General features: G+C 66.2%; 25 protein-coding genes. 21 read left to right on the top strand and 4 right to left on the bottom strand.

The window, feature by feature from the left end; all coding sequences use genetic code 11:
* The first annotated feature begins 221 nt into the window (after positions 1-221).
* Both MUG94_RS05750 and MUG94_RS05755 read left to right on the top strand, forming a co-directional pair.
* Positions 222-2,447 carry a polyribonucleotide nucleotidyltransferase gene (locus MUG94_RS05750; RefSeq protein ID WP_227908162.1) on the top strand — a complete coding sequence of 742 codons (2,226 nt, stop codon included), beginning with the start codon at positions 222-224 and terminating at the stop codon, positions 2,445-2,447.
* Positions 2,448-3,845, top strand: a complete 1,398-nt coding sequence (locus tag MUG94_RS05755) for a M16 family metallopeptidase (RefSeq protein WP_423724188.1) — start codon at positions 2,448-2,450, stop codon at positions 3,843-3,845.
* 103 nt (positions 3,846-3,948) lie between these two features.
* On the opposite strand, the gene MUG94_RS05760 is transcribed toward MUG94_RS05755, so the two are convergent.
* Both MUG94_RS05760 and moaA read right to left on the bottom strand, forming a co-directional pair.
* Positions 3,949-4,236 carry a MoaD/ThiS family protein gene (locus tag MUG94_RS05760; RefSeq protein ID WP_227908163.1) on the bottom strand — a complete coding sequence of 96 codons (288 nt, stop codon included), beginning with the start codon at positions 4,234-4,236 and terminating at the stop codon, positions 3,949-3,951.
* Entirely contained in the window at positions 4,237-5,418 is a 1,182-nt protein-coding gene (gene moaA, locus MUG94_RS05765) for a GTP 3',8-cyclase MoaA (protein ID WP_227908164.1), read from the bottom strand.
* A 38-nt stretch (positions 5,419-5,456) separates the two neighbouring features.
* On the opposite strand from moaA, the gene modA reads away from it, so the two are divergent.
* The 9 genes from modA (at position 5,457) to MUG94_RS05810 (ending at position 13,144) form a co-directional block, all read left to right on the top strand.
* Positions 5,457-6,227 carry a molybdate ABC transporter substrate-binding protein gene (modA, locus tag MUG94_RS05770; protein ID WP_227908165.1) on the top strand — a complete coding sequence of 257 codons (771 nt, stop codon included), beginning with the start codon at positions 5,457-5,459 and terminating at the stop codon, positions 6,225-6,227.
* Between the two features lie 139 nt (positions 6,228-6,366).
* Positions 6,367-7,167, top strand: a complete 801-nt coding sequence (locus MUG94_RS05775; protein ID WP_227891207.1) for a molybdate ABC transporter permease subunit — start codon at positions 6,367-6,369, stop codon at positions 7,165-7,167.
* A 155-nt stretch (positions 7,168-7,322) separates the two neighbouring features.
* Complete coding sequence (locus MUG94_RS05780; protein ID WP_227908166.1) at positions 7,323-8,861, top strand: molybdopterin-dependent oxidoreductase; 1,539 nt, start codon at positions 7,323-7,325, stop codon at positions 8,859-8,861.
* Between the two features lie 48 nt (positions 8,862-8,909).
* Positions 8,910-10,253 (top strand): molybdopterin molybdotransferase MoeA, encoded by a 1,344-nt coding sequence (locus MUG94_RS05785; RefSeq protein WP_227908167.1) that lies wholly within the window; start codon positions 8,910-8,912, stop codon positions 10,251-10,253.
* 89 nt (positions 10,254-10,342) lie between these two features.
* On the top strand, positions 10,343-10,831 hold the full coding sequence (moaC, locus tag MUG94_RS05790) for a cyclic pyranopterin monophosphate synthase MoaC (protein WP_227891205.1): 489 nt from the start codon (positions 10,343-10,345) through the stop codon (positions 10,829-10,831).
* The gene (locus MUG94_RS05795; protein ID WP_227891204.1) at positions 10,828-11,337 is read left to right on the top strand and encodes a MogA/MoaB family molybdenum cofactor biosynthesis protein; all 510 of its coding nucleotides are present in this window, start codon (positions 10,828-10,830) and stop codon (positions 11,335-11,337) included. The genes moaC and MUG94_RS05795 overlap by 4 nt, the downstream gene beginning before the upstream one ends.
* Complete coding sequence (locus tag MUG94_RS05800; protein ID WP_227908168.1) at positions 11,327-11,809, top strand: molybdenum cofactor biosynthesis protein MoaE; 483 nt, start codon at positions 11,327-11,329, stop codon at positions 11,807-11,809. The genes MUG94_RS05795 and MUG94_RS05800 overlap by 11 nt, the downstream gene beginning before the upstream one ends.
* A gap of 59 nt (positions 11,810-11,868) precedes the next feature.
* A complete protein-coding gene (dapB, locus tag MUG94_RS05805; RefSeq protein ID WP_227891202.1) occupies positions 11,869-12,639 on the top strand; it encodes a 4-hydroxy-tetrahydrodipicolinate reductase in 771 nt (256 codons plus the stop codon).
* A gap of 121 nt (positions 12,640-12,760) precedes the next feature.
* Positions 12,761-13,144, top strand: a complete 384-nt coding sequence (locus MUG94_RS05810) for a hypothetical protein (RefSeq protein ID WP_227891791.1) — start codon at positions 12,761-12,763, stop codon at positions 13,142-13,144.
* An 82-nt stretch (positions 13,145-13,226) separates the two neighbouring features.
* On the opposite strand, the gene MUG94_RS05815 is transcribed toward MUG94_RS05810, so the two are convergent.
* Complete coding sequence (locus MUG94_RS05815; RefSeq protein WP_227908169.1) at positions 13,227-14,393, bottom strand: heparan-alpha-glucosaminide N-acetyltransferase domain-containing protein; 1,167 nt, start codon at positions 14,391-14,393, stop codon at positions 13,227-13,229.
* 126 nt (positions 14,394-14,519) lie between these two features.
* Here MUG94_RS05815 and dapA point away from each other — a divergent pair, with 126 nt between their 5' ends.
* The 6 genes from dapA to MUG94_RS05845 all read left to right on the top strand — a co-directional run bounded on the left by dapA (position 14,520) and on the right by MUG94_RS05845 (position 21,884).
* Positions 14,520-15,452, top strand: a complete 933-nt coding sequence (gene dapA / locus MUG94_RS05820; protein ID WP_227908170.1) for a 4-hydroxy-tetrahydrodipicolinate synthase — start codon at positions 14,520-14,522, stop codon at positions 15,450-15,452.
* 6 nt (positions 15,453-15,458) lie between these two features.
* Complete coding sequence (locus MUG94_RS05825; RefSeq protein WP_227908171.1) at positions 15,459-17,150, top strand: ribonuclease J; 1,692 nt, start codon at positions 15,459-15,461, stop codon at positions 17,148-17,150.
* Between the two features lie 101 nt (positions 17,151-17,251).
* Positions 17,252-20,185, top strand: coding sequence for an FtsK/SpoIIIE family DNA translocase (locus tag MUG94_RS05830; RefSeq protein WP_227891198.1), 2,934 nt, complete (start codon positions 17,252-17,254; stop codon positions 20,183-20,185).
* 20 nt (positions 20,186-20,205) lie between these two features.
* Entirely contained in the window at positions 20,206-20,808 is a 603-nt protein-coding gene (pgsA, locus tag MUG94_RS05835; RefSeq protein ID WP_227891197.1) for a CDP-diacylglycerol--glycerol-3-phosphate 3-phosphatidyltransferase, read from the top strand.
* The gene (locus MUG94_RS05840) at positions 20,805-21,305 is read left to right on the top strand and encodes a CinA family protein (protein WP_423724384.1); all 501 of its coding nucleotides are present in this window, start codon (positions 20,805-20,807) and stop codon (positions 21,303-21,305) included. Before pgsA ends, MUG94_RS05840 begins: the two co-directional genes overlap by 4 nt.
* A 153-nt stretch (positions 21,306-21,458) precedes the next feature.
* Positions 21,459-21,884, top strand: a complete 426-nt coding sequence (locus MUG94_RS05845) for a helix-turn-helix domain-containing protein (RefSeq protein WP_269436918.1) — start codon at positions 21,459-21,461, stop codon at positions 21,882-21,884.
* Between the two features lie 104 nt (positions 21,885-21,988).
* Here MUG94_RS05845 and MUG94_RS05850 read toward each other — a convergent pair whose 3' ends face one another.
* Entirely contained in the window at positions 21,989-22,462 is a 474-nt protein-coding gene (locus MUG94_RS05850) for a MarR family winged helix-turn-helix transcriptional regulator (RefSeq protein ID WP_227908172.1), read from the bottom strand.
* 134 nt (positions 22,463-22,596) lie between these two features.
* Here MUG94_RS05850 and MUG94_RS05855 point away from each other — a divergent pair, with 134 nt between their 5' ends.
* The 4 genes from MUG94_RS05855 (at position 22,597) to MUG94_RS05870 (ending at position 26,197) form a co-directional block, all read left to right on the top strand.
* Positions 22,597-22,818: a DUF3046 domain-containing protein gene (locus MUG94_RS05855; RefSeq protein WP_227891193.1), complete on the top strand. Its 222-nt coding sequence runs from the start codon at positions 22,597-22,599 to the stop codon at positions 22,816-22,818.
* A gap of 220 nt (positions 22,819-23,038) precedes the next feature.
* Complete coding sequence (gene recA / locus MUG94_RS05860; RefSeq protein ID WP_227891192.1) at positions 23,039-24,094, top strand: recombinase RecA; 1,056 nt, start codon at positions 23,039-23,041, stop codon at positions 24,092-24,094.
* A gap of 5 nt (positions 24,095-24,099) precedes the next feature.
* Positions 24,100-24,684 (top strand): regulatory protein RecX, encoded by a 585-nt coding sequence (locus tag MUG94_RS05865; protein WP_227908173.1) that lies wholly within the window; start codon positions 24,100-24,102, stop codon positions 24,682-24,684.
* A 160-nt stretch (positions 24,685-24,844) separates the two neighbouring features.
* Positions 24,845-26,197 carry a coiled-coil domain-containing protein gene (locus tag MUG94_RS05870; RefSeq protein WP_227908174.1) on the top strand — a complete coding sequence of 451 codons (1,353 nt, stop codon included), beginning with the start codon at positions 24,845-24,847 and terminating at the stop codon, positions 26,195-26,197.
* The last annotated feature ends 40 nt before the right edge of the window (positions 26,198-26,237 follow it).

The raw sequence follows: 26,237 nt of genomic DNA on the forward strand, positions 1-26,237 counted from the left end.
GGCACTACAGCAGCAACAGCACCACAGCAGTAACAGCCACATCAACAGGAGTCAGCCAGCATCGCAGCATTCGCGGTCCTCGGTAGTGGTCTCCGGGAGTTTTCCGCCCGTGGACCTCGATCGAAGACCGGGTGTTGAACCGACCCGCTTCACAGCGGTGCACGCGTTTATTGGGACGATGCTGGATGCCTCCGCCAACGTAGAAACGGAGGTGGCTCTCTATGGAGGGTCCCGAAATTCAGTTCTCAGAAGCCGTCATTGACAACGGCAAATACGGCCAGCGCGTCATTCGCTTCGAAACCGGCCGTCTGGCCCAGCAGGCTGCAGGCGCAGCCACTGTCTACATCGACGATGACACCGTCCTGCTGTCGGCAACGTCCGCCGGCAAATCCCCGCGTGAAGGTTTCGACTTCTTCCCGCTGACCGTGGACGTCGAAGAGCGCATGTACGCCGCCGGCCGCATCCCGGGCTCGTTCTTCCGCCGCGAAGGCCGCCCGTCCACCGAAGCCATCCTGGCCTGCCGCCTGATGGACCGCCCGCTGCGCCCCGCCTTCGTCAAGGGCCTGCGCAACGAGGTCCAGATTGTGGTCACCGTCCTGGCGATCAACCCCGACGTGCTGTACGACGTCGTGGCAATCAACGCTTCCTCCATGTCCACCCAGCTGAGCGGCCTGCCGTTCTCCGGTCCGATCGGCGGCGTCCGCGTTGCCCTGATCGACGACCAGTGGGTTGCCTTCCCGAAGCACTCCGAACTGGAGCGCGCAGTGTTCTCCATGGTGGTTGCCGGCCGCATTGCAGGTGACGACGTCGCCATCATGATGGTGGAAGCCGAAGCCACCGACGCCGCCTGGAACCTCATCAAGGAAGAGGGCGCCACCGCCCCGACCGAAGAAGTTGTTGCAGAAGGCCTCGAAGCGGCCAAGCCGTTCATCAAGGCCCTGTGCGAGGCACAGGCCGACCTGGCGGCACGCGCCGCCAAGCCGACCGTCGAGTTCCCGATCTTCCTGGACTACCAGGACGACGTCTACGAAGCCGTGGAAGCCGCAGCCGCTGACAAGCTGGCCAAGGTCTTCTCGATCGCTGACAAGCAGGAGCGCGACATCGCCGCCGACGAGCTCAAGGACGAAGTTGTTGCTTCGCTCTCCGAGAAGTTCGAAGGCCGCGAGAAGGAAATCTCCGCAGCATTCCGCTCCGTCACCAAGCAGGTTGTGCGCCAGCGCATCCTGAAGGACCAGGTCCGCATCGACGGCCGCGGCCTGACGGACATCCGCCAGCTCACCGCCGAGGTTGAGGTTCTGCCCCGCGTCCACGGTTCGGCCATCTTCGAGCGCGGCGAAACCCAGATCCTGGGCGTCACCACGCTGAACATGCTCAAGATGGAACAGCAGATCGACTCGCTGTCGCCCGTAACGCGCAAGCGCTACATGCACAACTACAACTTCCCGCCGTACTCCACCGGTGAAACCGGCCGCGTGGGTTCGCCCAAGCGCCGCGAAATCGGCCACGGTGCCCTGGCAGAGCGCGCGCTCATGCCGGTGCTGCCGACCCGTGAAGAATTCCCGTACGCCATCCGCCAGGTCTCCGAAGCCCTGAGCTCCAACGGTTCCACCTCCATGGGTTCGGTCTGCGCCTCGACGCTGTCCATGCTCAATGCCGGTGTTCCGCTGCGCGCTCCGGTTGCCGGCATCGCCATGGGCCTGGTCTCCGACCAGGTTGACGGCGAAACCCGCTACGCCGCCCTGACCGATATCCTCGGCGCCGAAGATGCCTTCGGTGACATGGACTTCAAGGTTGCCGGCACCTCCGAGTTCGTCACGGCCATCCAGCTGGACACGAAGCTCGACGGTATCCCCGCTTCCGTGCTGGCAGCAGCACTGAAGCAGGCCCGCGAAGCCCGCCTGCACATTCTCGGCGTCATGGACGCTGCGATCGACACCCCGGACGAGCTCTCCGAGTACGCCCCGCGCATCATCTCGGTGAAGATCCCCGTGGATAAGATCGGCGAGGTCATTGGCCCGAAGGGCAAGATGATCAACCAGATCCAGGAAGACACCGGCGCTGACATCTCCATTGAAGATGACGGCACGGTCCTGATCGGTGCAACCGACGGCACCTCCGCCGAGGCTGCCCGTGCGGCGGTCAACGCGATCGCCAACCCGCAGGTCCCCGAGATCGGCGAGCGTTACCTGGGTACGGTTGTGAAGACCACCACGTTCGGTGCCTTCGTATCCCTGACCCCGGGCAAGGACGGCCTGCTGCACATCTCCGAGCTGCGCAAGCTCGCCGGTGGCAAGCGCGTTGACAACGTTGACGAGGTTGTCTCCGTCGGCCAGAAGATCCAGGTGGAAATCACCAAGATCGACGACCGCGGAAAGCTCTCCCTGTCTCCGGTGGTTGCTGACGACGCCGAAGGCGAAGAAGCAGCGGAAGCCGAGTCCGCAGAGTAAATGTCACACCTTGCTGATGGAAACCGTCCCGATGCCGGACATGCTCCGGCATCCGGGACGGTTGTCCGCCTTCCGCTGACCACCCTTCCCGGCGAACCGTCCCTTGTGATGGGAACTCCGGGAGGCGCCGTCGTGCACCGTTCCGTCCTTCCGGGCGGAGTGCGCGTGCTGACCGAGGCCATGCCCGGTCAGCGGAGCGCGACCATCGGTTTTTGGGTTGGTGTCGGCTCGCGGGATGAAGCCGCGGGCCGACACGGCTCAACCCACTTCCTTGAACACCTGCTGTTCAAGGGAACCACGCGCCGCTCCGCGCTGGACATCGCGCTGGCCTTTGACGAGGTGGGCGGGGAATCCAACGCGGCCACGGCCAAGGAAAGCACCTGCTACTACGCACGGGTGCTGGATACTGATCTGCCGATGGCCATCGACGTCATCACGGACATGATCACCTCCGCGGTCCTGGACCCGGAGGAACTGGAACAGGAACGCGACGTCATCCTGGAAGAAATCGCCATGGATGCCGACGATCCCGCGGACCTGTGCCACGAAAAGTTTGCCGAAGCCGTCCTGGGCGACCACGCCCTGGGCCGCCCCATCGGCGGCACGCCCGAAGCGATCAAGAGCGTTCCGCGCGAAGCTGTGCTGGAACACTACCGGCGCTACTACCGTCCCTCGGAGCTGGTGGTCACCGCTGCCGGCGGCCTGGAGCACGACGACGTTTGCGCCCTGGTGCTCGACGCCCTGAAGAAGGCGGGCTGGGATCTGTCCGAGGACGCCGTTCCGGCGCCCCGCCGGAACACCGAACCGGCGACAATCTCCGGCACCGCCGGAGTCCAGGTCATCAACCGGCCGGTGGAACAGGCCAACGTGGTCATGGGCTGCCCGTCGCTGACCGCCACCGACGACCGCCGCTTTGCCATGAGCGTCCTGAACACCATCCTGGGCGGCGGCATGTCCTCGCGCCTGTTCCAGGAGATCCGCGAAAAGCGGGGTCTGGTGTACTCCACCTACTCCTTCTCCGCGTCCTACGCCGATGCCGGATATTTCGGCATGTATGCGGGCTGCTCACCGGCCAAGACCCGCCAGGTTATCGACCTGATGGGTTCCGAACTGGAGCGGCTGGCAGCGGACGGCGTGGACGAAGCCGAGCTGAAGAAGGCCCGCGGCCAGATCGCCGGCGGCATGGTCATGGCGCTGGAAGATTCCAGCTCCCGCATGTCACGCCTGGGCCGGGCCGAGCTGGTCAGCGGAGAGTTCATCGACATCGACGAGTCCCTCGCCCGCATTGGTGCCGTCACCGCAGAGGAAGTGCAGGCACTGGCCGCCGAACTGGCCGCCGCCCCGCGCACCATCACCGTGGTGGGACCGTTCAGCTCGAAAGAGGAGCTGGGCTTCTAGCCTTTTCTCTTTCCCGGAAACAGCCAAAACAGCAGGAGCACGTCCCCGCCGAGGGGACGTGCTCCTGCTGTTTGCTGTGGGTTCCTCCTGCGGGATGCCCGGCTTATCCGCCCGCGAACGGCGGCAGGATGTCTACGGTGTCTCCGGCGGCCAGAGGCAGGGACCGGTCGCGCGCTGCAAATCCGTTGACCAGGAACGTGCTGCGGGAAATCACGCTCTTCAGCGGGGGAGTGCCCTCGGGTGCCGAGACATGCCGGGCGGAAAGGAAATCCAGCAGCTCGCTCAGCGGCGCGCCCTCGGACACTCCGTCCACTCCCGGTTCCGTCCCGGCCAGGATCTCTTCCTCCACACCGGATGCCGCTTTCGCTGCACCGAAATATCGAATCTGCACTTAGCCGCCTATCGCACTCATGGTCCGGTCCGGCTGCACATAGTCAGCGTCCCCCAGACCGGTATGGTCCATTCCGTGGGCTTTGGGTTTGCCCCACATGGCGTCCTGCCAGCGGGCCGCCACCTCGGCGTCTCCGCTGCCCGGAGTGCGGAGAAGTTCCAGCAGATCGGTTTCCTCGTGGGAAAACAGGCAGCTGCGCACCTTGCCCTCGGCCGTGATCCGGGTCCGCCGGCAGTCCGCACAGAACGGCTCCGTGACCGAGGCGATGATGCCCACGATGCCGGCGACGACGTCGGGGGCGCTGCGGCGCCGGACTTCCCAGCGTTCGGCGGGGGCGCCGTCGCGCTGCCGCGGGTCGGGCGTGAGGATGAAGTCCCGCTCCAGCCAGCCGCGGATCTCCGCCGCGGAGATCATTCCGTCCCGGGTCCAGCCGTGGTCCGCGTCCAGCGGCATCTGCTCAATGAAGCGCAGCTCAAAGCCGTGGCTGACGGCCCATTCGAGCAGATCCGGGGATTCGACGTCGTTGATCCCGCGCATCAGCACGGCGTTGATCTTGATCAGTCCCAGCCCCACCCGGGCGGCTTCCTCGACGCCGGCCAGCACGCGCGGCAGGAAAGGCCGGCGGGTCAGCTGAGCGAAGGTATCCGGATGCAGGGAATCGAGCGAGACGTTGATTCGGGTCAACCCGGCGTCCTTGAGCGCCTGGGCTTTTTTGTCCAGGCCCAGACCGTTGGTGGTCATTGAGATGGGAAGGTCCGGATGGTTGCTGCGGATCCCGGCGACAATGTCGACCAGATCGGCGCGCACCAGCGGTTCGCCTCCGGTCAGGCGCAGTTCCCGAACTCCCAGCTCGTCCACGCCGATCCGCACCAGCCGGACAATCTCCGCGCCGCTGAGAACCTTGTCCTTGGCGAGCCAATCCAAACCCTCGGCGGGCATGCAGTAGGTGCAGCGGAGGTTGCACTTGTCCGTCAGGGACAGCCGCATGTCGGTGGCGCGGCGCCCGTACCGGTCCAGGAGCCCGTCAGCGGCGCGGACACCCGCTGCCGCCGCCGAACCGTTGGCTTCTGAGGCACCGGCATGCGAGCCGGCGGCGTCATCCGCAGTCGAACCGGTGGCACACCCGGAGCCGGCCGCGCTTGGCGGCGAGCCGATGGACGGCATTCCCAGCTGGATACCCATGGGTCGAGGTTACGCCCTTTCACGGTTAGGCTCTATCAATGCGTTTTATCCGACGAAACCTGCCGTCTCTGGCTGCCTCCGCCGCCTTGATGGCGGTTGTCGCGGGCTGTTCCGCGCCGGCCGGCAGTGGCACCGGAACGCCGGGTCCCGACATTACGGTATTCGCCGCAGCTTCACTCACGGATGTGATCGAAGCCATGAATGAAGCCTACGACGGCGGCGGCCGGCTGCGCACCAACCTCGGCTCGAGCGCCCAGCTCGGCAGCCAGCTTTTGTCCGGAGCTGCGGCTGACGTCGTCATCACGGCTGATCTTGAGGCCCTGGACCCTGTCCGGGAGAAGGGGCTGATCGCCGCCGAACAGGTGGTGGCCGGGAATTCGACTGTTTTGGTGCTGGCACCAGGGAACCCGGGGGAGGTGGCGACGCTCGCCGATCTGTCCTCGGAGACAGTGCAGTCGGCGGTCTGCGCCGCGTCGGTGCCGTGCGGCCGGGCTGCCGCACGTGTCCTGGACAGCGCCGGAGTGGTCCTGAGCGGGGAAAGCCGGGAGGACAGCGTCCGGTCGGTCCTGACGAAAGTGGCAACGGGGCAGGCGGATGCCGGCCTGGTGTACCAAACCGATGCGCTCTCGGCTGCGAACCGAGGGGTGACGTATCTTGAACTGAATGATCCCGAACCCAACCAGTACCCCGCGGCCCTGACCGTGGAGGGAGCAGAGCATGAGGCAGCTGTCGGATTCTATGAGTGGCTCGCCGGGAACGACGCGGCCCGGATCTTCCGCGAGGCGGGCTTCCGCATTCCGGGACAGTGACAGAGACAGTGACCGGGAGAGTGGCAGCGACCGTGACCGGGACAGTGAGCCGGCGGGCCGGCAGGCGGACGCCGGCGGAAAGTGGCGTCTGTCCGGGAAACGGCGCCGCGGGCAGGTCTCGCCGGACCGGGGCGGGGCAATGAACCGCGAAGCGCGGGCCACCACGCCAACGTGGCTGTGGATCCCGGCGTCGCTGGCGCTGCTGTTTTGCGCAGGCCCGGTGGCGGCGCTCCTGCTGAACGTCCCGTGGACCTCGCTGGGTTCGCTGCTGACCGCCTCCGAAGCCCGTACCGCTCTGGGACTGTCCCTGGCCACCTCGGTGGGCTCCACCTTGATCTGCGTGGCATTGGGCCTGCCGTTGGCCGTCCTGTTCAGTAAGCTGTCAGGTCCCTGGATGCAGCTGCTGCGCGGCATTCTGCTCATTCCGCTCGTGCTGTCCCCGGTGGTTTCCGGCATTGCGCTGTTGTATTTCTGGGGGCGCCAGGGCATTGCCGGCCGGGTATTGGAATCCGCGGGCCTGGGCGTGGGCTATTCGCCGGCAGCGGTCCTGATAGTGCAGGTGTTTGTCTCGCTGCCGTTCTTTGTGGTGGCGTCGCTGAGCAGCCTGCGGGCGGTTGACCATGACCTGGAAATGGCAGCTGCCACATCCGGAGCCGGGCCCACGGCGATCCTGCGCTACATCACCGTGCCGCTGGCGCTGCCCGGCATCATAGTGGGTGCACTGCTCGCCTTCGCCCGTTCGCTGGGGGAATACGGCGCCACGATCACCTTCGCCGGCAGCATTGAGGGGCGCACCCGCACGCTGCCGCTGCAGATTGAGCTCAGCCTGAACTCCAACCAACCGGAAATCGCGCTGGGAATCTGCCTCATCCTGATCTCGCTCTACCTTGTGCTGCTGGCTCTGGCACGCTTCGGGGTGGCGCTGCTGCTGCCGCGCTGACCGGTGGAGCGCGCGGACAAAACCAGGTTTGGGCAGACTTCTCAGGATCCGCCCAGCCGGCACCGATAGAACAGACCAGAGCAGACCAGCGGGGGAGAACAGACCGGCGGCTGAAACACCCCGTCAGCGGCGGAACATCGACAGAAGCGAGCGGCATGACACGCACGGCCTCAAAATTCCCCCTGTGGGCTGCTGCGTCGGGTGTTGTGGCCGCGGGCCTTGGCGTGGTTGCCGGGGAACTGGCGGCAGCCCTGATGAGTCCGTCGCTCTCTCCGGTGAGCGCGGTGGGTTCCGTAGTCATCGACGGGATGCCCGGACCGGTGAAGGACTGGGCCATTGGCCTGTTCGGAACTGCCGACAAGGCAGCGTTCCTGGTGGCCATGTCCGCGGTCATCGCCCTGTGCGGCGCAGCAGCCGGGGTCCTTCAGCTGCGCCGCCCGCCGGCCGGCGCCGTCGTCATCGGTTTCCTGGGTGCGGCCGGCCTGGCTGCCGTGCTGACCCGGGCGCAAATGAGTGTGCTGTCCCTGGTGCCTCCGCTGCTGGCCGCCGCGGTGGGAATCCTGGTGCTGCGTGCCCTGATCGCCCGACTTGGACGGTGGCGCGATTCGCTTCCCGAAGAAGCCGGTGCCCGGCGGCGCGACGTGCTGATGACCCTGGGCGGGGGAGCAGCGGTGGGCGTGGTGGCGGGCGCGCTGGCCGGCGGATCCCGGGTGGGACAGGTGAACGCGGTGGCCCTGCGCGACGGCGTGGTCCTGCCCTCCGCGGTGACGCCGGCGGCGCAGATTCCCGTGGGCGCGGATTTGGAGATCCCGGGCCTGGCACCGGTGCTGACGCCCGCCGCGGACTTTTACCGCATTGACACCGCACTGAGCGTTCCGTTGGTTGATGCCAACGAGTGGACCCTCAAGGTCACGGGCATGGTGGACCGGGAGATGACCATCAGTTTTGCCGACCTGCTCGCCAAACCGCTGCAGGAAAGCTACGTCACCCTGGCCTGCGTTTCTAATGAGGTGGGCGGCAGCCTGATCGGCAACGCCAAATGGCTGGGCTGGCCGGTCCGCAACCTGCTGGCCGCCGCCGGCGTCCAGAACGGCGCCGATATGGTGCTGTCCACGAGCCGGGACGGCTGGACGGCATCCACCCCGCTCGAGGCCCTGACGGACAACCGCGACGCCCTGCTGGCGGTGGGCATGAACGGAGAATCGCTGCCGCTGGAACACGGCTTTCCGGTGCGCCTGGTGGTCCCGGGTTTGTACGGGTATGTGTCAGCCACCAAATGGGTCACCGAACTCAAGGTCACGCGGTTCAGCGACGAAGTTGCCTACTGGGCCCAGCGCGGCTGGACCGAACGCGGACCCATCAAGCTGTCCTCCCGGATCGACACACCGTCCCGGGGTGCTTCCACGGATGCCGGGAAAACCACTGTGGCCGGCATGGCCTGGGCCCAGCACACCGGCATCCGCGGGGTGCAGGTGCGGGTCGACGACGGCGGCTGGCAGGACGCGGACCTGGCCCCGGCAATCTCGGCTGACACCTGGGTGCAGTGGTCGGCCGGCGTTGACCTCAGCCCGGGCGAGCACACGGTTACCGTGCGCGCCATCGATGCCGACGGCACCGAACAGGATGAAACGCAGCGCCCGGTGGTACCCGACGGCGCCACCGGCCTGCATACAATTCGAGTGAACGCGAAGTAACTTTCGCCGTCCGCCGTTTCGTTCATTCCCTCCGCCACAAGGAGTCCGGTGCCTACACCCAGTACCACGCCAGCCGATGAGCCGCAGGTTCGCCCACCAGGCTTAGGCTCGCCGCGCAGCGTAGCCGAGCACCGGATGGCCGTGCTTGATTTGCTGGCGGCCGGATTCCGCGAGCGCCCGCAGGCAGCGGAAGACGAGTTCCTCATCAGCGCCCGGGGACGGGTGCTGGCGGCTGACGTCGCTGCGCCGGGAAGCCTGCCTCCCTTCGCCAACTCGCAGATGGACGGGTACGCCGTGCACTCCGCAGACCTCGCCACGTCCGGCCAGCCCGGCAAACGCGTCGAACTGGCGGTGGCGGCCACCATCCCCGCAGGTTTCGAGCCACCGGCCCTGGTCCGGGGCACAGCCGCGCCCATCATGACCGGAGCCATGCTCCCACCCGGAGCAGACGCCGTCGTGCCCATCGAGCAGGCGGTGCCGGACTCCTTTCCGTCCGCAGTCGGAAGCCCCGCCGTTGAAGCCCTGCCCCGGGCCACCGTCAGCTTGCCCGCCGGAGTTCCCGCCGGACAATATGTGCGCTCCGCCGGCAGCGACATCCGCGCCGGCGATCCGGCTCTGCCCGCCGGAACCGTCCTGGGGCCGGGGCAGCTGGGCCTGCTGGCCGCTCTGGGAGTGGACGCGGTTCGCGTTCGCGCCCGCCCGCGCGTCCTGCTGCTGACCACCGGCGATGAGGTGGTGGAACCCGGCCTGCCGCTGCAGCCCGGACAAATCCACGACGCCAACACCACCCTGCTGCGGTCCCTGCTGGAGGAGGCCGGAGCAACGGTGCTGCGCACCCGCGTGCTGGCGGACTCTCCGCAGGAATTCCAGCACCGGCTCCACGAGGACCTCGCCGCCGAAGCGCCCGACCTGATCATCACCTCCGGCGGCATCAGCAAGGGTGCCTTCGAGGTGGTCAAGCAGGGGTTGGGCAGGGAAGACGTGGAGTTCTTGTCCGTGGCCATGCAGCCCGGCGGCCCGCAGGGGATCGGCAGAGTTGCCGGCATCCCGTTCCTGGCCTTTCCCGGCAATCCGGTCAGCTGTGTGGTGTCCTTCGAGATGTTCCTGCGGCCGGCGCTGGGTTCGGTGACGGGGCTGCCGCGTCCGCGCCCGGAACTGACCGCACTGCTGACCGCCGACGTTCACAGTCCTGCAGGCAAGCACCAGGTCCGGCGCGGCCGGTACCTGCCGCCTGCCGAGCCCGGCAGCACAGGACAGGTGGAATTGGTGGGCGGACCAAGCTCTCATCTGGTCCATGCCCTGGCCACATCCAACGCACTGGTGCACCTGCCCGCGGGACGGGAGTCCTTCCCGGCCGGCGCCGAGGTGACAGTATGGCTGTTGGACCGGTAGCCCGCTTCGTGCCGCACCGTTTCAGACCGTCACCGCCCCAGACCAACACCTAGCGTGGAGCCAGCTCCACCAACCGAAGGGAAATACTCATGGCCGGCAGCGATGAGCAGCAGTTAGGGCTCACTCATGTCCGTGAAGACGGCTCCGCCCACATGGTGGATGTCTCCGCCAAGACCGAGACCACGCGCGAGGCCACGGCGCAGGCCCGCCTGCGCACCACGGCAGAGGTGGTAAAGCTGGTGTCCGAGGGCGGCCTGCCCAAAGGCGACGCGCTGGCCGTGTCCCGCATCGCCGGAATCATGGGCGCCAAGCAGACCTCCACACTGATTCCGCTCTGCCATCCGCTGCCCCTGACCAAGGTGACCGTGGATTTCGAAGCCGGGGACGCCGACGTCGTCATCCGCGCCACGGTAAAGACGAAAGCTCTCACCGGGGTGGAGATGGAAGCCTTGACCTCCGTGTCGGTGGCGGCGCTGACGCTGTACGACATGATTAAAGCCGTGGACAAGCATGCCTCCATCACCGACATCCAGGTGCTCGCCAAATCCGGCGGCAAGAGCGGAGACTGGACCCTGTGAACACCCTGCCCCAAGCCCCGGAGCAGCAGCCCCGCCGCACGGCGGCTGTCCTCATTGCCTCCACCCGCGCCGCCCGCGGCGTCTACCAGGATGAATGCGGCCCCCTGGCCGCGGACTGGCTTTACGCGCTCGGGTTCGACGTCGTGCTCGCAGAAGTGGTGCCCGACGGCGACGCGGTGGGAGAGGCGCTCGGCCGCATGCTCGAGCTGGAACCGGCCGTGATCCTCACCAGCGGAGGGACCGGCCTGAGCCCCGATGACCGTACGCCCGAACAGACGCTTCCGCTGCTGGACCGGGAGGTGCCCGGAATCATGGAGGCGCTGCGTGCGGACGGACGCACCAAAACCCCGATGGCCGCCATCAGCCGAGGCCACGCCGGCACCGCCGGACGAACGTTCATTGTGAACCTGCCCGGTTCGCCCGGGGCCGTGGCGGACGGGCTGGCCGTGCTGGAACCGGTCATCGGACATATTTGCGGACAGCTGGAAGGACGAAATGAGCACTGAACCCGAGGCTGCACCGGGGGCGGCTGATGCCGCGGCGGCGAAGAACACCTCCGAGGTCATCAATGCCACGGTTTCGGACCTGCCGCTGAATGCTGAACACGCCAACGGCGCGGCCTGGTCACCGGAGTGCGGCGCGGTGGTGGGCTTCAGCGGAATTGTCCGCAACCACGACGGCGGCCGCGGCGTGGCCAGCCTGTCCTACAGTGCGCATCCAAGCGCCGAAGAGGTCATTGCCGGAGTCGCCGCGGACATTGCTGCGAAGTATGACGGCGTCCGGATCTGGGTGGGACACCGCACCGGTCCGCTGGAGATTGGCGACGCCGCCCTGGTGGCCGCCGTCGCTGCCGCTCACCGGGGTGTCGCCTTTGCCGCCTGCTCCGATTTGGTGGACACCGTGAAGGAGCACGTGCCCATCTGGAAGGAACAGGGCTTCCAGGACGGAACCACCGAGTGGGTGGGTGTCAGCGACTGAGCGGGCTGATGACCCGGCCGGTGTCACCGGGTCTCCGCTGCGACCGGTAATCTGGAGCAATGACTGAGCAACTAGCCGTAGCCGTCCTCGGGGCCGCCGGCCGCATGGGATCCGAAGCCGTCAAGGCCGTCGAGGCCGCGCCCGATCTCAAGCTGGTGGCAGCTCTGGGCCGCGGGGACTCGCTGGACACCCTCGTCTCTTCGGGCGCGCAGTATGTCATTGACCTCACCGTCCCGGACAGCACCGAAGCCAATGTCCGCTTCGCCGTCGAGCACGGCATGCACGCCGTCGTCGGCACCACCGGCTGGGACGCGGACCGGCTGGCCCGGCTCTCCGACCTGCTGGAAGGGCATCCCGGCACGGCCGTCCTGATTGCCCCGAACTTTGCCCTGGGCTCCGTGCTGGCCACGGCGTTTGCCGCTCAGGCAGCCCGGTACTTCGAGTCGGTGGAGGTCATCGAGCTGCACCACCCGGACAAGATTGATGCGCCCTCCGGCACGGCCGTCCGCACCGCTTCCCTGATCGCTGCGGCCCGCGCCGACGCCGGCGCAGGACCGTCTCCGGACGCCACGACCAAGGAAGTTCCCGGTGCCCGCGGCGCCGACATTGACGGCGTCCGCGTCCACTCCGTCCGGCTGCGCGGACTGGTGGCGCATCAGGAAGTGCTGTTGGGCGGCGTGGGAGAACAGTTGACCATCCGCCACGATTCCTTCGACCGGGCGTCCTTCATGCCCGGCGTCCTGCTGGGCGTGCGTCAGGCGGCAGCCCACCCCGGCCTGACCGTCGGCCTTGACGGTTACCTTGATCTGAATTCCTCCGCCGCACACTGACCGGCCTCCACCGGTCGTTTTCCACTCATTGCTAAAGGAACACGTGTCTTTCTTCTCCGGGCTTTTCAAGTCCAAAGCCAAGATCGGCGTCCTGCTGATCACCGTCCTGCTGGTGTTTTACATGGTGGTTGTCGTCCAGCGCGGCTGGACCCTGCTGACCGCCGAAGAGTTCAGTGCCAAGGTACTCGGCGCAGCCTACCTGGTGCTCCCGATCGTGGGAGCGTGGGCACTGATCCGCGAACTCCAGTTCGGCGCCAAGACCGAAAAAATGGCACACGTCCTCGCTGACGAGGGTGGGCTGCCGGTGGACAACCTCCCGCGCACCCCCGGCGGCCGGATCATCCGGGAAGCCGCCGACGCCGAATTCCCGATGTACCAGGCTGAAGTGGAAGCTGAGCCCGGCTCCTGGCGCGCCTGGTTCCGGCTTTCCTGCGCGTACGACGCCGCCGGGGACCGCAAGCGCGCCCGCAGCGCCATGCGCCGCGCCGGCAAACTCTACGAATAGCGGCACAACCATACGTCGCCACAACGGCGGCTCCGGGCCGGCCGCCAGTCCGTGCCGGGCTTCAGTTCGCGCCGGGATAAGTCTATTTGCCGGTCAGGGAGCCCTGCCGGACCAGCTGTGAGGCGCCGTGTGTCACCATTTCCAGCGGCCCGCGGGAGCCGAGTTTGGAGAAGGCGATGCCGATGCCGGCAGCGGCGATGGCTGAAAGCCAGAACAGCAGCACCGGATCCGGCGGCGTCGGAGAGGCGTCCGTGACGGACATGACCCACACGTGCAGGGTGTACAGCGTCAGCGTCATGGCTCCGGCGGCGGACAGCGGCAGCAGCAGGTTGGGCCGGGCCCGCGTCAGCAGCAGGCATACGCCGACGACGGCGGCCGAGGTGCCTGCCGTGTGCAGCAGGTCCAGCGGAGTTCCCGAATGGGGTCCGCTGACCGCGAGCCACCACCAGGATCCGGTCTGTTCCACACCGGCCAGGTTGACCTCCATCATCTGCGCCACCGGCCAGATGCGTCCGGAATTGGTTTCCAGGATGGCGTCCATCCCGCCCTGCTCAAGCAATAGGTAATAACTGAGGAATTTTGCCCCTGCGGCGGCAACAATTCCGGCCGCGACCAGGCCCACCTGGACCGTCAGCTCCGCCAGCCTCAACCGGCCGATGAGCATCCCGATCAGCAGGTATGTCAACCACTGGAAAACCGGATAGAAACCCGTGAAGAAAACATCCGCGGCGAGCGTGCCCGGTTCCAGGAACGCCTCCCAACTGATGTTGCTGCCCAGTGTGGCCGGAGAAACCGCGGTGTAGATCCATGGCCGGACGAGGTAGCCCACCGCAGGGGAGAGCAGAAGCCAGCCGCCCGCCCAAAGAGCAAGCCTGGACGCCCTCATGCCCACAAACGGCAGGGCCAGCAGGAACAGGATGCCGTAGTGGAACAGGATAATCGCGATGGTGGTGTCCAGCCCGCCGAGCGTCAATCCGGCCAGGGCGATGATCAGCGCCCGCATGGCAATGCCGCGGCGGTCCGCTGACAAAGCCCGGCCGGAGCGCGGTTGGTTGCCTCCGGTGAGGAGCGCGAGGCCGATCCCGGCCACCACGGCAAACAGTGCCGAGGAACGGCCGGAGAACACCAGCCCGGTCCAGCTCGGCTCGCCGGTCTGCTCGTTGTACAGGGAAAAAATGTGGGTCGCCATCATGCCCAGAAGCGCAATGCCCCGGGCCGCGTCGATGCCCGTAAGTCGCCGTCCGATCATGATCCGATGGTCTCACAACGGCCGTGAACTTCCGCAGCTCCGCCCGGGACGCGTTCCGGGGCTCCGCGGTGTCCAAAGACCGGGCGCATTGTCCCAAGATTGCGTGCACCGGGTAACGTTTTACCCATGGCTGACTCTGACATTCGCGCACTTCCGTTTGGAACCCTCGTCACCGCAATGGTGACACCGTTCACCGAGGACGGAGCCGTGGACTTCGACGCCACTGCCCAGCTCGCCAACAAGTTGGTGGAGGACGGCTGTGACGGGCTCGTGGTTTCCGGCACCACCGGCGAAACCTCCACGTTGGAGGACAGCGAGAAGGAAGATCTGTTCCGGGTCGTTGCGGAAACCGTGGGCGGCCGCGCCGCGGTCATCGCCGGCACCGGCACCAACCACACGTCCCACTCAGTGGAAATGGCCCGACGGGCGCTCCGCGCAGGAGCCGACGGCCAGCTCGTCGTGACGCCGTATTACAACAAGCCCACCCAGGCCGGCGTCGTCGCGCACTTTGAAGCAGTGGCTGCTGCCACCGACCTGCCGATCATGGTCTACGACATTCCCGGCCGCGCCGGGATCGCACTTTCCACCGACACCCTGGTCCGCCTCGCCAACATACCCACGGTCCTGGCCCTGAAGGACGCCAAGGCGGACTTTGCCGCTGTTACCCGTGTCCTGGCCAACACCACCCTTGACGTCTACGCCGGCGACGACGGACTGACCCTGCCGTGGATGGCTGCCGGGGCGGTCGGCGTGGTCAGCGTGAGCGCCCACGTGGCCACGGCACAGTTCCGTGCCCTCGTGAATGCCGCAGCCGCCGGCGATTTCGCCGAGGCGCGGCGGATCCATTTTGAACTGGATCCCGTGGTCCGCGCCGTCATGACCCATATTCCCGGTGCCGTGTCCGCCAAGCAGATCCTGAAGATGCAGGGCGTCATTCCCAACGCGACCGTCCGGCTGCCGCTCGTGGGACCGGACGCCGTCGAAATGGAGACCATCCTGACGGACCTGGCCGAAGCCGGCTGGGACTTCTCCCGCGCCCGCTCCGGCAGCAAGGCGTAAGACACCATGATCGAAACAGCGGATTCCGCACTGAAAACCCCGCCCGTCCTGGAAGAGGACACCCTGCGGATCGTTCCGCTGGGCGGCCTTGGCGAGATCGGCCGCAACATGGCGGTCTTCGAGATCAACGGGAAGCTGCTGATCGTGGACTGCGGCGTGCTCTTTCCGGAGGAGAACCAGCCCGGCGTGGACCTCATCCTGCCGGACTTCTCCTACATCCAGGACCGGCTCGACGACGTCGTGGGCGTGGTGCTGACGCACGGCCACGAGGACCACATCGGCGCCGTCCCGTACCTGCTGCGCCTGAAGCAGGACATTCCCCTCATCGGTTCCCAGCTGACCCTGGCCTTGGTGGAAGCGAAGCTGCAGGAACACCGCATCAAGCCCTTCAGCTTCACCGTCACGGAGGGGCAGGTGGAACAGTTCGGCCCGTTCGAGTGTGAATTCGTGGCCGTGAACCACTCCATTCCGGACGCCCTGGCCGTGTTCATCCGCACCGCGGGCGGCACGGTCCTGCACACCGGAGACTTCAAGATGGACCAGCTGCCGCTGGACGGCCGGATCACCGACCTGCGTGCCTTCGCCCGGCTGGGACAGGAGGGCGTGGACCTGTACATGGCGGACTCCACCAATGCCGACGTTCCCGGCTTCACCACGGCTGAACGGGAAATCGGGCCGGTGCTGGAAGCCCTGTTCGGCAAGGTGAAGAAGCGCATCATCGTGGCGTCCTTCTCCTCGCACATCCACCGGGTGCAGCAGGTCCTCGATGCTGCTGCCGTGCACAACCGCAAGGTCTGCTTTGTGGGCCGGTCCATGGTGCGCAACATGGCCATTGCGGAGAAGCTCGGCTACCTCACGGTGCCCGAGGGCATCCTGGTGGACCTCAAGAATGTTGATGACATGCCGGATGACCAGCTGGTGCTGATGTCCACAGGCTCCCAGGGCGAACCCATGGCGGCGTTGTCCCGCATGGCCAACGGCGACCACCGGATCCGGGTCGGCCGGGGCGATACGGTGATCCTTGCCTCGTCGCTGATTCCCGGCAATGAAAACGCCGTCTTCCGGGTCATCAACGGCCTGATGAAGCTCGGCGCCGACGTGGTGCACAAGGGCAACGCCAAAATCCACGTTTCCGGCCATGCCTCCGCCGGCGAACTGCTGTACACCTACAACATCCTCAAGCCCAAGAACGCCATGCCCGTGCACGGCGAGACCCGGCACCTGATTGCCAACGGCAAGCTGGCCGAGGCCACGGGCGTGCCGGCGCAGAACGTCATCCTGGCCGACGACGGCACCGTGGTGGACCTGCGCAACGGCAAGGCCCTGGTGGTCGGTGCCGTTGAATGCGGCCTGGTCTACGTGGACGGCTCCAGCGTCGGAGAGATCACCGACACCGACATCAAGGACCGCGTCATCCTCGGAGAGGAAGGGTTCATCTCGGTGATCACCGTGGTCAACCGCAGCACCGGCACGATTGTCTCCGGCCCGGAGATCCATGCCCGGGGTTTCGCTGAGGATGACGCCGTCTTCGATGAAATCAAGCCCAAGATCAGCCAGGCGCTGGAGGAAGCGGTCACTTCCAACAAAGACCACACCACCTACCAGCTCCAGCAGGTGGTCCGCCGCGTGGTGGGCACCTGGGTCAACCGCCGTCTGCGCCGGCGCCCGATGATCGTTCCCGTGGTCCTGGAGGCCTAGGCAGGAACGGCCCGGAAGGCCGCCGGGACCCGGAAGGTAACGGGGTCGGGCAGACGCGCAAATCCGCGGTTTGCCCGGCCCCATCGGGTACGGTGGAGCCTATGGCCACTCGTACTTCCCCTGCCGCACGCGGCGGTGCTTCCGGCCGGACCACCAGCCGGAACACCGGGGGCACCTCAGGAAAAAGCTCCGGCAAAACCCAGCCCCGGGGCAAAGCGACCGGCCGTTCCGGTGCCGCCGGCAAGGCACAGGCCGACGTCGAACAGGTGCCGCTGCCGCTGCGCGCCGTCCAGGGCGCGTGGATGGGAATGGCCCGGTTGGCCGGTGCGGGCATCCGCAAACTCGGCGCCGACGTCAGCCCTGACCGCGACATCCGCCGCGACGGCACCGGCTTTTTCCTGATCCTCACCGCACTGGCCGTAGCCACCGTCGAGTGGTGGGCCCTGCGCGGTCCGGTGGCGGACATCATCCACGCAGGCGCGGCCGGCACCTTCGGCTGGATGGCCGTCGTCGTGCCCTTCCTGCTCCTGACCGGCGCCGTCCGGCTCTTCCGCTATCCGGAACGCCACCGCGCCAACAGCCGCATCAGCATTGGCCTGATCCTCGTTCTTTTCGCCGGTTCCGGCATCACCCACATTGTGGGCGGCTCTCCGTCCCTGTCGGACGGCTTTGACCGATTGTGGGTCTCCGGCGGCATCGTCGGTTTCCTGGTGGCCGGACCGCTCTCTGCGGTGCTGACCGTCTGGCCGGTCGCGATCCTGCTGGGTTTCCTGATTTTCGTGGGACTGCTCATCATCACCGCCACCCCGTTCCGGCACATTCCGTTGCGTCTGCGGGGCCTGTACGAGCACCTCATGGGTCAGGACCTCGCTCCGGATGATCCCGAGGCGCACGACCAGAGCTACCTCTACGAACGGGACCGCCGCCCGGCCAAGGCCCCGAAGAAGAAGACACGGATGTTCGGGCGGAGCACCGAAGCGGAAGAGGAAATCCCCGCAGAAGGCTTTGCCGGCGACGAGGCCTTTGAACGCGCCGTCCTGGCCGACGAAGACGAGGAAGCAGCGGCTGCGGCTGCCGCGGCGGGTCCCGCCGTCCCGCCGGGGGTCCGCCGCCCCACCCGGTCAGAGCTGGCAACGCAGAAGATTCGCCGCGCCCAGGGTCTTCCGGTCGACGACGTTTTCGACGGCGCCGAGCCGCCCACCGAAGCCTTCGCCGTGGTTCCGGGAGCCGCCGAGGCCCTGGCAGCTCCTGCCGGGCTTCCCCCGGCGCCCGCCGTGCCGCCGGTTCCGGCACGGACCGTCCGCAACCTCACGCCGGCCACCCCCATCCCGCAGCGCACCGAGCAGCTGCAGCTCTCCGGCGACGTGACCTACACGCTGCCGCCGTCGGAGTTCCTGCCTGCCGGCCCGCCGGCCAAGGAGCGCTCCGAAGCCAATGACCTGGTGGTCGATGCCCTGACCAACACCCTGGACCAGTTCAAGGTGGAGGCGCACGTCACCGGCTTCAGCCGCGGCCCCACGGTGACGCGCTACGAGATCGAGCTGTCTCCGGGCACCAAGGTGGAGCGGGTCACCGCTCTCTCCAAGAACATTTCCTACGCCGTCGCGTCATCGGACGTGCGCATCCTGTCTCCGATCCCAGGCAAATCAGCCATCGGCATCGAAATCCCGAACGCGGACAAGGAAGTGGTGGCCCTCGGCGACGTGCTGCGCTCCAACGCCGCCCGCAAGACCGAACACCCGATGGTGATGGGCGTGGGCAAGGATGTGGAGGGCGGCTTCGTGGTCGCCAACCTCGCGAAGATGCCGCACCTGCTGGTGGCCGGTGCCACCGGTGCCGGTAAGTCTTCCTTCGTGAACTCCATGATCACCTCCATCCTGATGCGCTCCACCCCGGATGAGGTGCGCATGGTGATGGTGGACCCCAAGCGGGTGGAACTGACCGCCTACGAAGGCGTGCCGCACCTGATCACCCCCATCATCACCAACCCCAAGAAGGCCGCCGAGGCCCTGCAGTGGGTGGTCCGGGAAATGGACACCCGGTATGACGACCTCGCCAACTTCGGCTTCAAGCACATTGATGACTTCAACAAGGCCGTCAAGCTCGGGAAGGTCATTCCGCCGGCCGGGTCCAAGCGCGTGGTCAAGGCCTACCCGTACCTGCTGGTGATCGTGGACGAGCTGGCCGACCTGATGATGGTTGCCCCGCGCGACGTCGAAGACTCCATTGTCCGCATCACCCAGCTCGCCCGTGCCGCCGGCATCCACCTGGTGCTCGCCACCCAGCGGCCGTCCGTGGACGTCGTCACCGGCCTGATCAAGGCGAACGTACCTTCACGCATGGCCTTTGCGACGTCGTCGGTTACCGACTCCCGGGTGGTCCTGGACCAGCCCGGCGCCGAAAAGCTGCTGGGGCAGGGTGACGCCCTGTTCCTTCCGATGGGCGCCAACAAGCCCATCCGTGTCCAGGGCGCCTGGGTCACCGAATCGGAAATCCACCGCGTCGTGGAGCACGTCAAGGGCCAGCTCGGTGCCGTCTACCGCGAAGACGTCACCGTCACCGCGCCCAAGAAGCAGATCGAAGACGACATTGGCGACGACATGGATGTGCTGCTCCAGGCCACGGAACTGGTGGTCACCACGCAGTTCGGTTCAACCTCCATGCTTCAGCGCAAGCTGCGGGTCGGTTTCGCCAAGGCCGGGCGCCTGATGGACCTGCTGGAGTCGCGCGGCGTCGTCGGGCCATCCGAGGGCTCCAAGGCCCGCGACGTGCTGGTCAAGCCCGACGACCTGGCAGCCACGCTGGCGGCCATCAGCGGGGGAGAGGCCGCCAACGGTCCCGGTGCCGCTGAAACCGCAGCGCTGGCCGAAAATGCCAACGTCAACCACGGCTTCGAACCCGGTTCTCCGGACGGCCCGGTTGACCTGGTGGCCCAGGATCTGGAGGGCAGGCAGCAGGCCACCGAGTATTACGACGGTGAAGGCGGCGACGAAGACGGCGGATCCGAGGACGCGTGGAGTCTGACCGGGCGCTGAATCCCCGCTAGGCTGGAAGCGTGAGCAACTCTTCTACCGGGAACGCCCCCCTTCTGAACATCGCCAACGTACTGACGGTCGTGCGGATCCTGATGGTTCCGCTTTTCATCTGGCTCCTGCTGGCCGATGACGGCAGCCATGGTCTGTACCGCTGGCTGGCGGTGGCCACATTCGCCGTCGCCATCTACACCGACAAGCTTGACGGCGACCTTGCCCGCAGCCGCGGGCTCATCACCGACTTTGGCAAGATCGCGGATCCAATCGCCGACAAGCTGCTGATCGGATCGGCCCTGGTCATGCTGTCCGCGCTGGGCGAACTCTGGTGGTGGGTGACCATCGTGATCCTGGTCCGTGAGATCGGCATTACGCTGCTCCGTTTTGTCGTCATCCGTTACGGCGTCATGGCGGCGTCGCGCGGAGGCAAGCTGAAAACTGTAATCCAGACTCTCGCGATCTTCCTCTACCTGCTGCCGCTGACAACGTGGCTTGGCAGCTGGGCCTGGTGGATCAGCGCCGTCGTGATGGCCGCCGCTCTGGTGGTCACGGTGGTCACGGGCATCGATTATGTCATCAAGGCAGTCCAGCTGCGCCGGAGTGCGCTGCAGAACCCGGGCGGCCGGTGACGCTGCCCGGCGGCACGGCCGGAACCGCCGATGCTGCAGCGGTGGTGTGCGCCGCCTCGGCGGCAGGCCTGACCCTGGCCACCGCCGAGTCACTGACTGCCGGCATGGTGGCCGCCGAACTCGGCACCGTCCCCGGGGTGTCCGCCGTTCTGGCCGGCGGAGTGGTGGCTTACTCGAACGCCGTGAAGCACAAAGCCCTGGGGGTCGACGCTGAGCTTTTGGCTGCCGCAGGTTCGGTCGACGCCGAGGTTGCCCGCCAAATGGCCGACGGCGTGCGCCGGGCCCTTGAGGCGGACGTGGCAGTGTCCACCACTGGAGTTGCGGGGCCCGAACCGCACGACGGGAAGCCTGTGGGCTGTGTCTTCATCGCCGTCGTCTCCGCTGAACGGACCCTGGTCGAAGAATATTTGTTTTTAGGCGACAGAGCAGCCATCCGACGGCAAACGCGTGACGAAGCACTGGTACTGCTTGCCCGGGTTCTGTCTGACCAGCCATGATGGGGATCTGACACTGGGCAATCGGTGCCGGGAACAAAACCCGGGGGAGCTGAGTTGTTAGTATCAGGAACCGCCAAGGTTTCCCAATTACGATCTTTAGATATCTGCGGCGCAGCCGCAGCCGGACCACACACAGGGAGCAGGACGATACAGATGGTTAAGCAACCCGTATCCGTGAACGGCGTTATTCGCTGGCGGGATGTAGGGTTGGCGGAAGATGCACACCGGGAACCAAAGGAGCGCAAAATGGTTGTTCTTCGTCATGAAATTGGCGACGTACTGCGCGATGTCCGCCAGCGTCAGGGCCGTACCCTGCGCGAGGTGTCACACAGCGCACGCGTTTCACTTGGTTACCTCAGCGAGGTGGAGCGGGGACAGAAGGAAGCATCATCGGAACTTCTGTCTTCAATTTGCACCGCGCTTGATGTGCCATTGTCCCTGATGCTTCGTGAGGTCAGTGACCGGGTGGCGAGTGCAGAAGGCATCGCCATACCTGACACCGTGCCGTCGGAATTCTCGCGCGAGTTTGCCCGTGAATTCCCGGAGGACATGGCTCGGGACCTGGCCCGCACACCGTAGACCTACATCCGCAGCGCTGCCGCCTCACCGGGCAGCCTGCCCAGCGTGATGAAAAGACCCCGCCATCAGCGGGGTCTTTTTTTGTTGATCATCTGTTTTGCGGATCAACGGTCGCGCGCGTACGAGTCGTTGAGCTTGGTCAGCAGCGAACCGAGTTGTTCCAATTCAGCAGCGTCCCAGCCCTCCAGCAGGGTCCGGAACAATTCCTTGCGGGCACACTGGGTCTTGGCCAACGCCTGCGCGCCGGCCGGGGTCAGGGAAATGGTCTGGGCGCGGCCGTCCAGGGGGTCAGCGTGCTTCTGCACCAGGCCCAGATTTTCCAGCATGACAATCTGGCGGCTCACCGACGGCTTGCCGATGCCGATGCTTGCGGCGATGTCGGTCAGGCGCATGTCCTGTTGTTTCTGCAGCAGGACCAACAGTCCGTAGGCCGCCGGTTCCATGTCCGGATGCACCTCACGTGCCACCTTGTAAGAATTGGACCGCGCCCGCCGCCACAGCACCGACAGTGCCTGCTCGAGGGTGTCGATGGCCGCTTCATGCTGCTGCGGTGTTGCGGAGGATGCCTGCTCGGTCATGGAGTCCATTCTAGGCGGTGGACCCCGGTGCAGGAGTTTTACAGCGGTGGCCGCAGGTACGGGAGCGGGTGGCGATCTCAGGGCAGCGCTTCCCGTGCCGCCGGGGAACGGCGCCGACATGAGAAGATTAAGCGATGCGACTCAGTGATTTCTGGCGGCTCATGGACGACGAGTTTGGCCCGGCCTACTCCCGGGTGCTCGCCGCGGACCTCGTGCTAGGCACCCTCGGCGGCCGCACGGCAACGGAGGCCCTCAGTGGGGGCGTCGAGCCCAAAGCCGTTTGGCTGGCCGTCTGTGATGTCCAGGATGTCCCGGCAGAACGGCGCCTGGGACGGGACATCCAGCCCAAAAAATGAGGGGTGTCCGGATTTCCTGAAGGACACGCCGCAGGTCCTATTCGAATACCTGTTCGGATCCGGATATGCTCCTACACAAGGGCGATACGACCGCAGAACTGCCCCTGATATCCCCACGGCAGTCCGCCCCGCTGTTTTGTCAGTGCCGCCGCATATGGTCGTAGGTGAGCAGGACAACCGGCCTCCGGGCCACGTAAAACCACAACAACCGAGGTGAAGAATGGCAGCAGCAGTCGACCGCGCAAAGGCACTTGAAGCAGCGCTGGCCCAAATCGATAAGCAGTACGGCAAGGGCTCGATCATGCGGCTCGGAGATGAGGTCCGCGCTCCGGCAGAGACCATTTCCACCAGTTCGATCGCCCTGGACCTGGCGCTCGGCATAGGCGGGCTTCCCCGCGGCCGCGTCGTGGAGATCTACGGCCCGGAATCTTCCGGTAAGACAACCCTCGCGCTGCACGTTGTTGCCAACGCGCAGAAGAACGGCGGCATCGCCGCGTTCATCGATGCCGAGCACGCGCTGGATCCCATCTATGCCGCCCGCCTCGGCGTGGATACGGACTCCCTTCTGGTGTCGCAGCCGGACACCGGTGAGCAGGCGCTGGAAATCATGGACATGCTGATCGGCTCGGGATCCGTTGACGTGGTGGTCATCGACTCCGTGGCTGCGCTGGTTCCGCGCGCTGAAATTGAGGGCGACATGGGTGACAGCCATGTTGGCCTCCAGGCACGCCTCATGAGCCAGGCGCTCCGGAAGATTGCCGGACGCCTGAGCCACACCAACACCACGGCAATCTTCATCAACCAGCTCCGTGAAAAAATCGGCGTCATGTTCGGCAGCCCGGAAACCACCACGGGCGGCAAGGCCCTGAAGTTCTATGCTTCCGTGCGCATCGATGTGCGCCGCATTGAGACGCTGAAGGAGGGGACGGTTCCCGTGGGTAACCGCACCCGCGCCAAGATTGTCAAGAACAAGATGGCTCCGCCCTTCAAGCAGGCCGAGTTCGACATCATTTACGGCACGGGAATTTCCCGCGAGGGCGGGCTGATCGACATGGGTGTGGAGCACGGCTTCGTCAAGAAGTCCGGTGCCTGGTTCACCTATGACGGCGACCAGCTGGGCCAGGGCAAGGAAAATGCCCGCAAGTTCCTGCGGGACAATCCTGAACTCACGGACGAGCTGGAGCGCCGGCTGCGCGAAAAGCTTGGCATTGACGGCCCCGGGGCCGACGAAGCTCCGGCTGAAGCGAAGCTCAAGGCCGTCCCGGAGAAGTCCTAGGCATCATGAAGCAGCAAGACAGCGGGTTTCCCGGTGCGGAGGGCTCGCCCGGAAAACCCGCTGACGCGCCGGCGGAGCGTGAACGTGATCCCTACAGCGCGGCGCGCAACATTGTGCTGCGGCAGCTCACCAGCTCTCCCAAGAGCCGACGGCAGTTGGCGGTGAAGCTGGCCGAGAAGGACATACCCGAGGATGTCGTAGAGGCGGTGCTGGATCGCTTCGAAGAAGTGCAGCTCGTGGATGATGCCGAGTTTGCCCGCATGTGGGTTGCCAGCCGGTCGCAGTCCAAATCCCTGGCCCGGGGGGCGTTGAAGCGTGAGCTCGCGGAAAAGGGCATCTCGGGGGAACTGGCGGCAGAGGCCCTGGAACAGGTCAGCGACGAGGATGAAATCCAGACGGCCCGGACCCTGGCGCGCCGAAAGCTCCAGCCGTCGGTGGATCTGACGGACCGGGCGGCCCGCGACAAGCAGGCACGGCGGCTGGTCTCCATGCTGGCCCGCAAGGGATATTCCCCGTCGGTGGGTTACCGCGTGGTCAATGAACTCATCGGTGACGTGCTTGAGCAGCAGCCGGACGACTGGCAGGACTGAACTCGGTACCTGGAGCCCGTGACGGCGCGAAGCTTGTGGTCGTCTGGCGCGTCCCGGGCAGCAATACGATCGGCATTCCTGCACCATGCTGCCACGCCATGGATGCCGGGCCGCCGGAACTCTAGGGCGTTTCGGCGGCCGTGCCGTATGCTGGGCCTCGATGTTGACTCTGTTGCTGCCGGGGAAGAAGTCGTCTCGTGTTTCCCTGGGTTCCCTCCTGCTGACCGGTGTGCTTGCCGCCTCGGTCTTTACCGCTGTGCCCGCTTCCGGCTCGGAGTTTCCCTCATGGGAACAGGTGGAGCAGGCCAAACAGGACGTTGAGTCCAAAGCGGCACAGGTTGCTGAAATTGAAGCGCTCCTTGGCAGTCTGTCCGCTCAGGCGGGAAGTCTGGGCACCGAAGCAGTGCAGGCTTCCGCTCTCCAGCAGCGTGCTGTGGAAGAGGCTGAGGCCAACAGTCGAACCGTGGATATCCTCGCAGCCCAGCGGATTGAGGCTTCCGGAACAGCGTCGGAACTGACCGGGCAGCTGGGCGCATTGGCGGCGCAGACGTACAAAACCGGCGGAATGGACTCCGGGCTGTTGATGCTGCTGGACGCCGATGCCGCGGTGGGCACCATGGACAGACTCACCACCCTTCAGGGTCTCAGCAGCCGCACGGACAGCCTCCAGGTCCAAGCTGCCTCGGCGGCCAAGGTCCTGAGCAGCCTCGAAGAACGGGAAGCTGCCGCGTTGGCCGTCCGGGAGGAATCGGCGGCGGAATCCCTGCGGCTTGCCGCCGAAGCCGAGACGGCAGCGGCCGCAGCGGACAGTGCAGTGCGCGAAGCGCAGGAGCGCAGCGGCGTGCTGCTGGAGCAGTTGGCCGAGCTGCGTGACAGCAGCGCGCAGGTGGAAGCGGAGCGGTTGAAGGGGCAACAGGCGGAAGAAACCTACCGCCTGCAGCAGGCAGCTCGGGAGGCTGAGGAAGCCGCCCGCAACGCTGAAGAGCAGCGGGGTGCGGACAACGACGGGGCCGGGAATCTCACCCCGCCGCCCGCAGCGGGCAGGCCGGATCCGGTGATTAATCCCACTCCGGCTCGTCCAAACCCGCCCTCAACTCCTGTCCCAAGTGCACCTCCTGCCCCACCTGCCCCACCGGCTCCCCAGCCCGCTCCGGCTCCCAAACCCGCTCCGGCGCCTTCTCCCGCGCCTGCGCCGGGACCCGTGGATGACCCGGCTGCGGCACAGGCCTATGCTTCAGGACGGTTGGGGGCCCACGGCTGGGGGCAGGACCAATTCCGGTGCCTGGTGAATCTTTGGCAGCGGGAGTCCGGCTGGCGGACCAGCGCAAACAATCCCTACAGCGGTGCCTACGGCATTCCGCAGTCGCTGCCCGGGGACAAGATGGCCAGCGTCGGAGCTGACTGGCGCACCAACTATCGGACCCAGATTGAGTGGGGGCTGGGATACATCGGTTCACGCTACGGCAGCCCCTGCGCAGCGTGGCAGCATTCCGAAGACAAAAACTGGTATTAAAGCCTAGTACCAACACGCCTGTCAATCGGATCGTTATCGG

The organism is Arthrobacter gengyunqii, assembly GCF_023022985.1.
GTDB classification, from domain to species: Bacteria; Actinomycetota; Actinomycetes; order Actinomycetales; family Micrococcaceae; genus Arthrobacter_B; species Arthrobacter_B gengyunqii.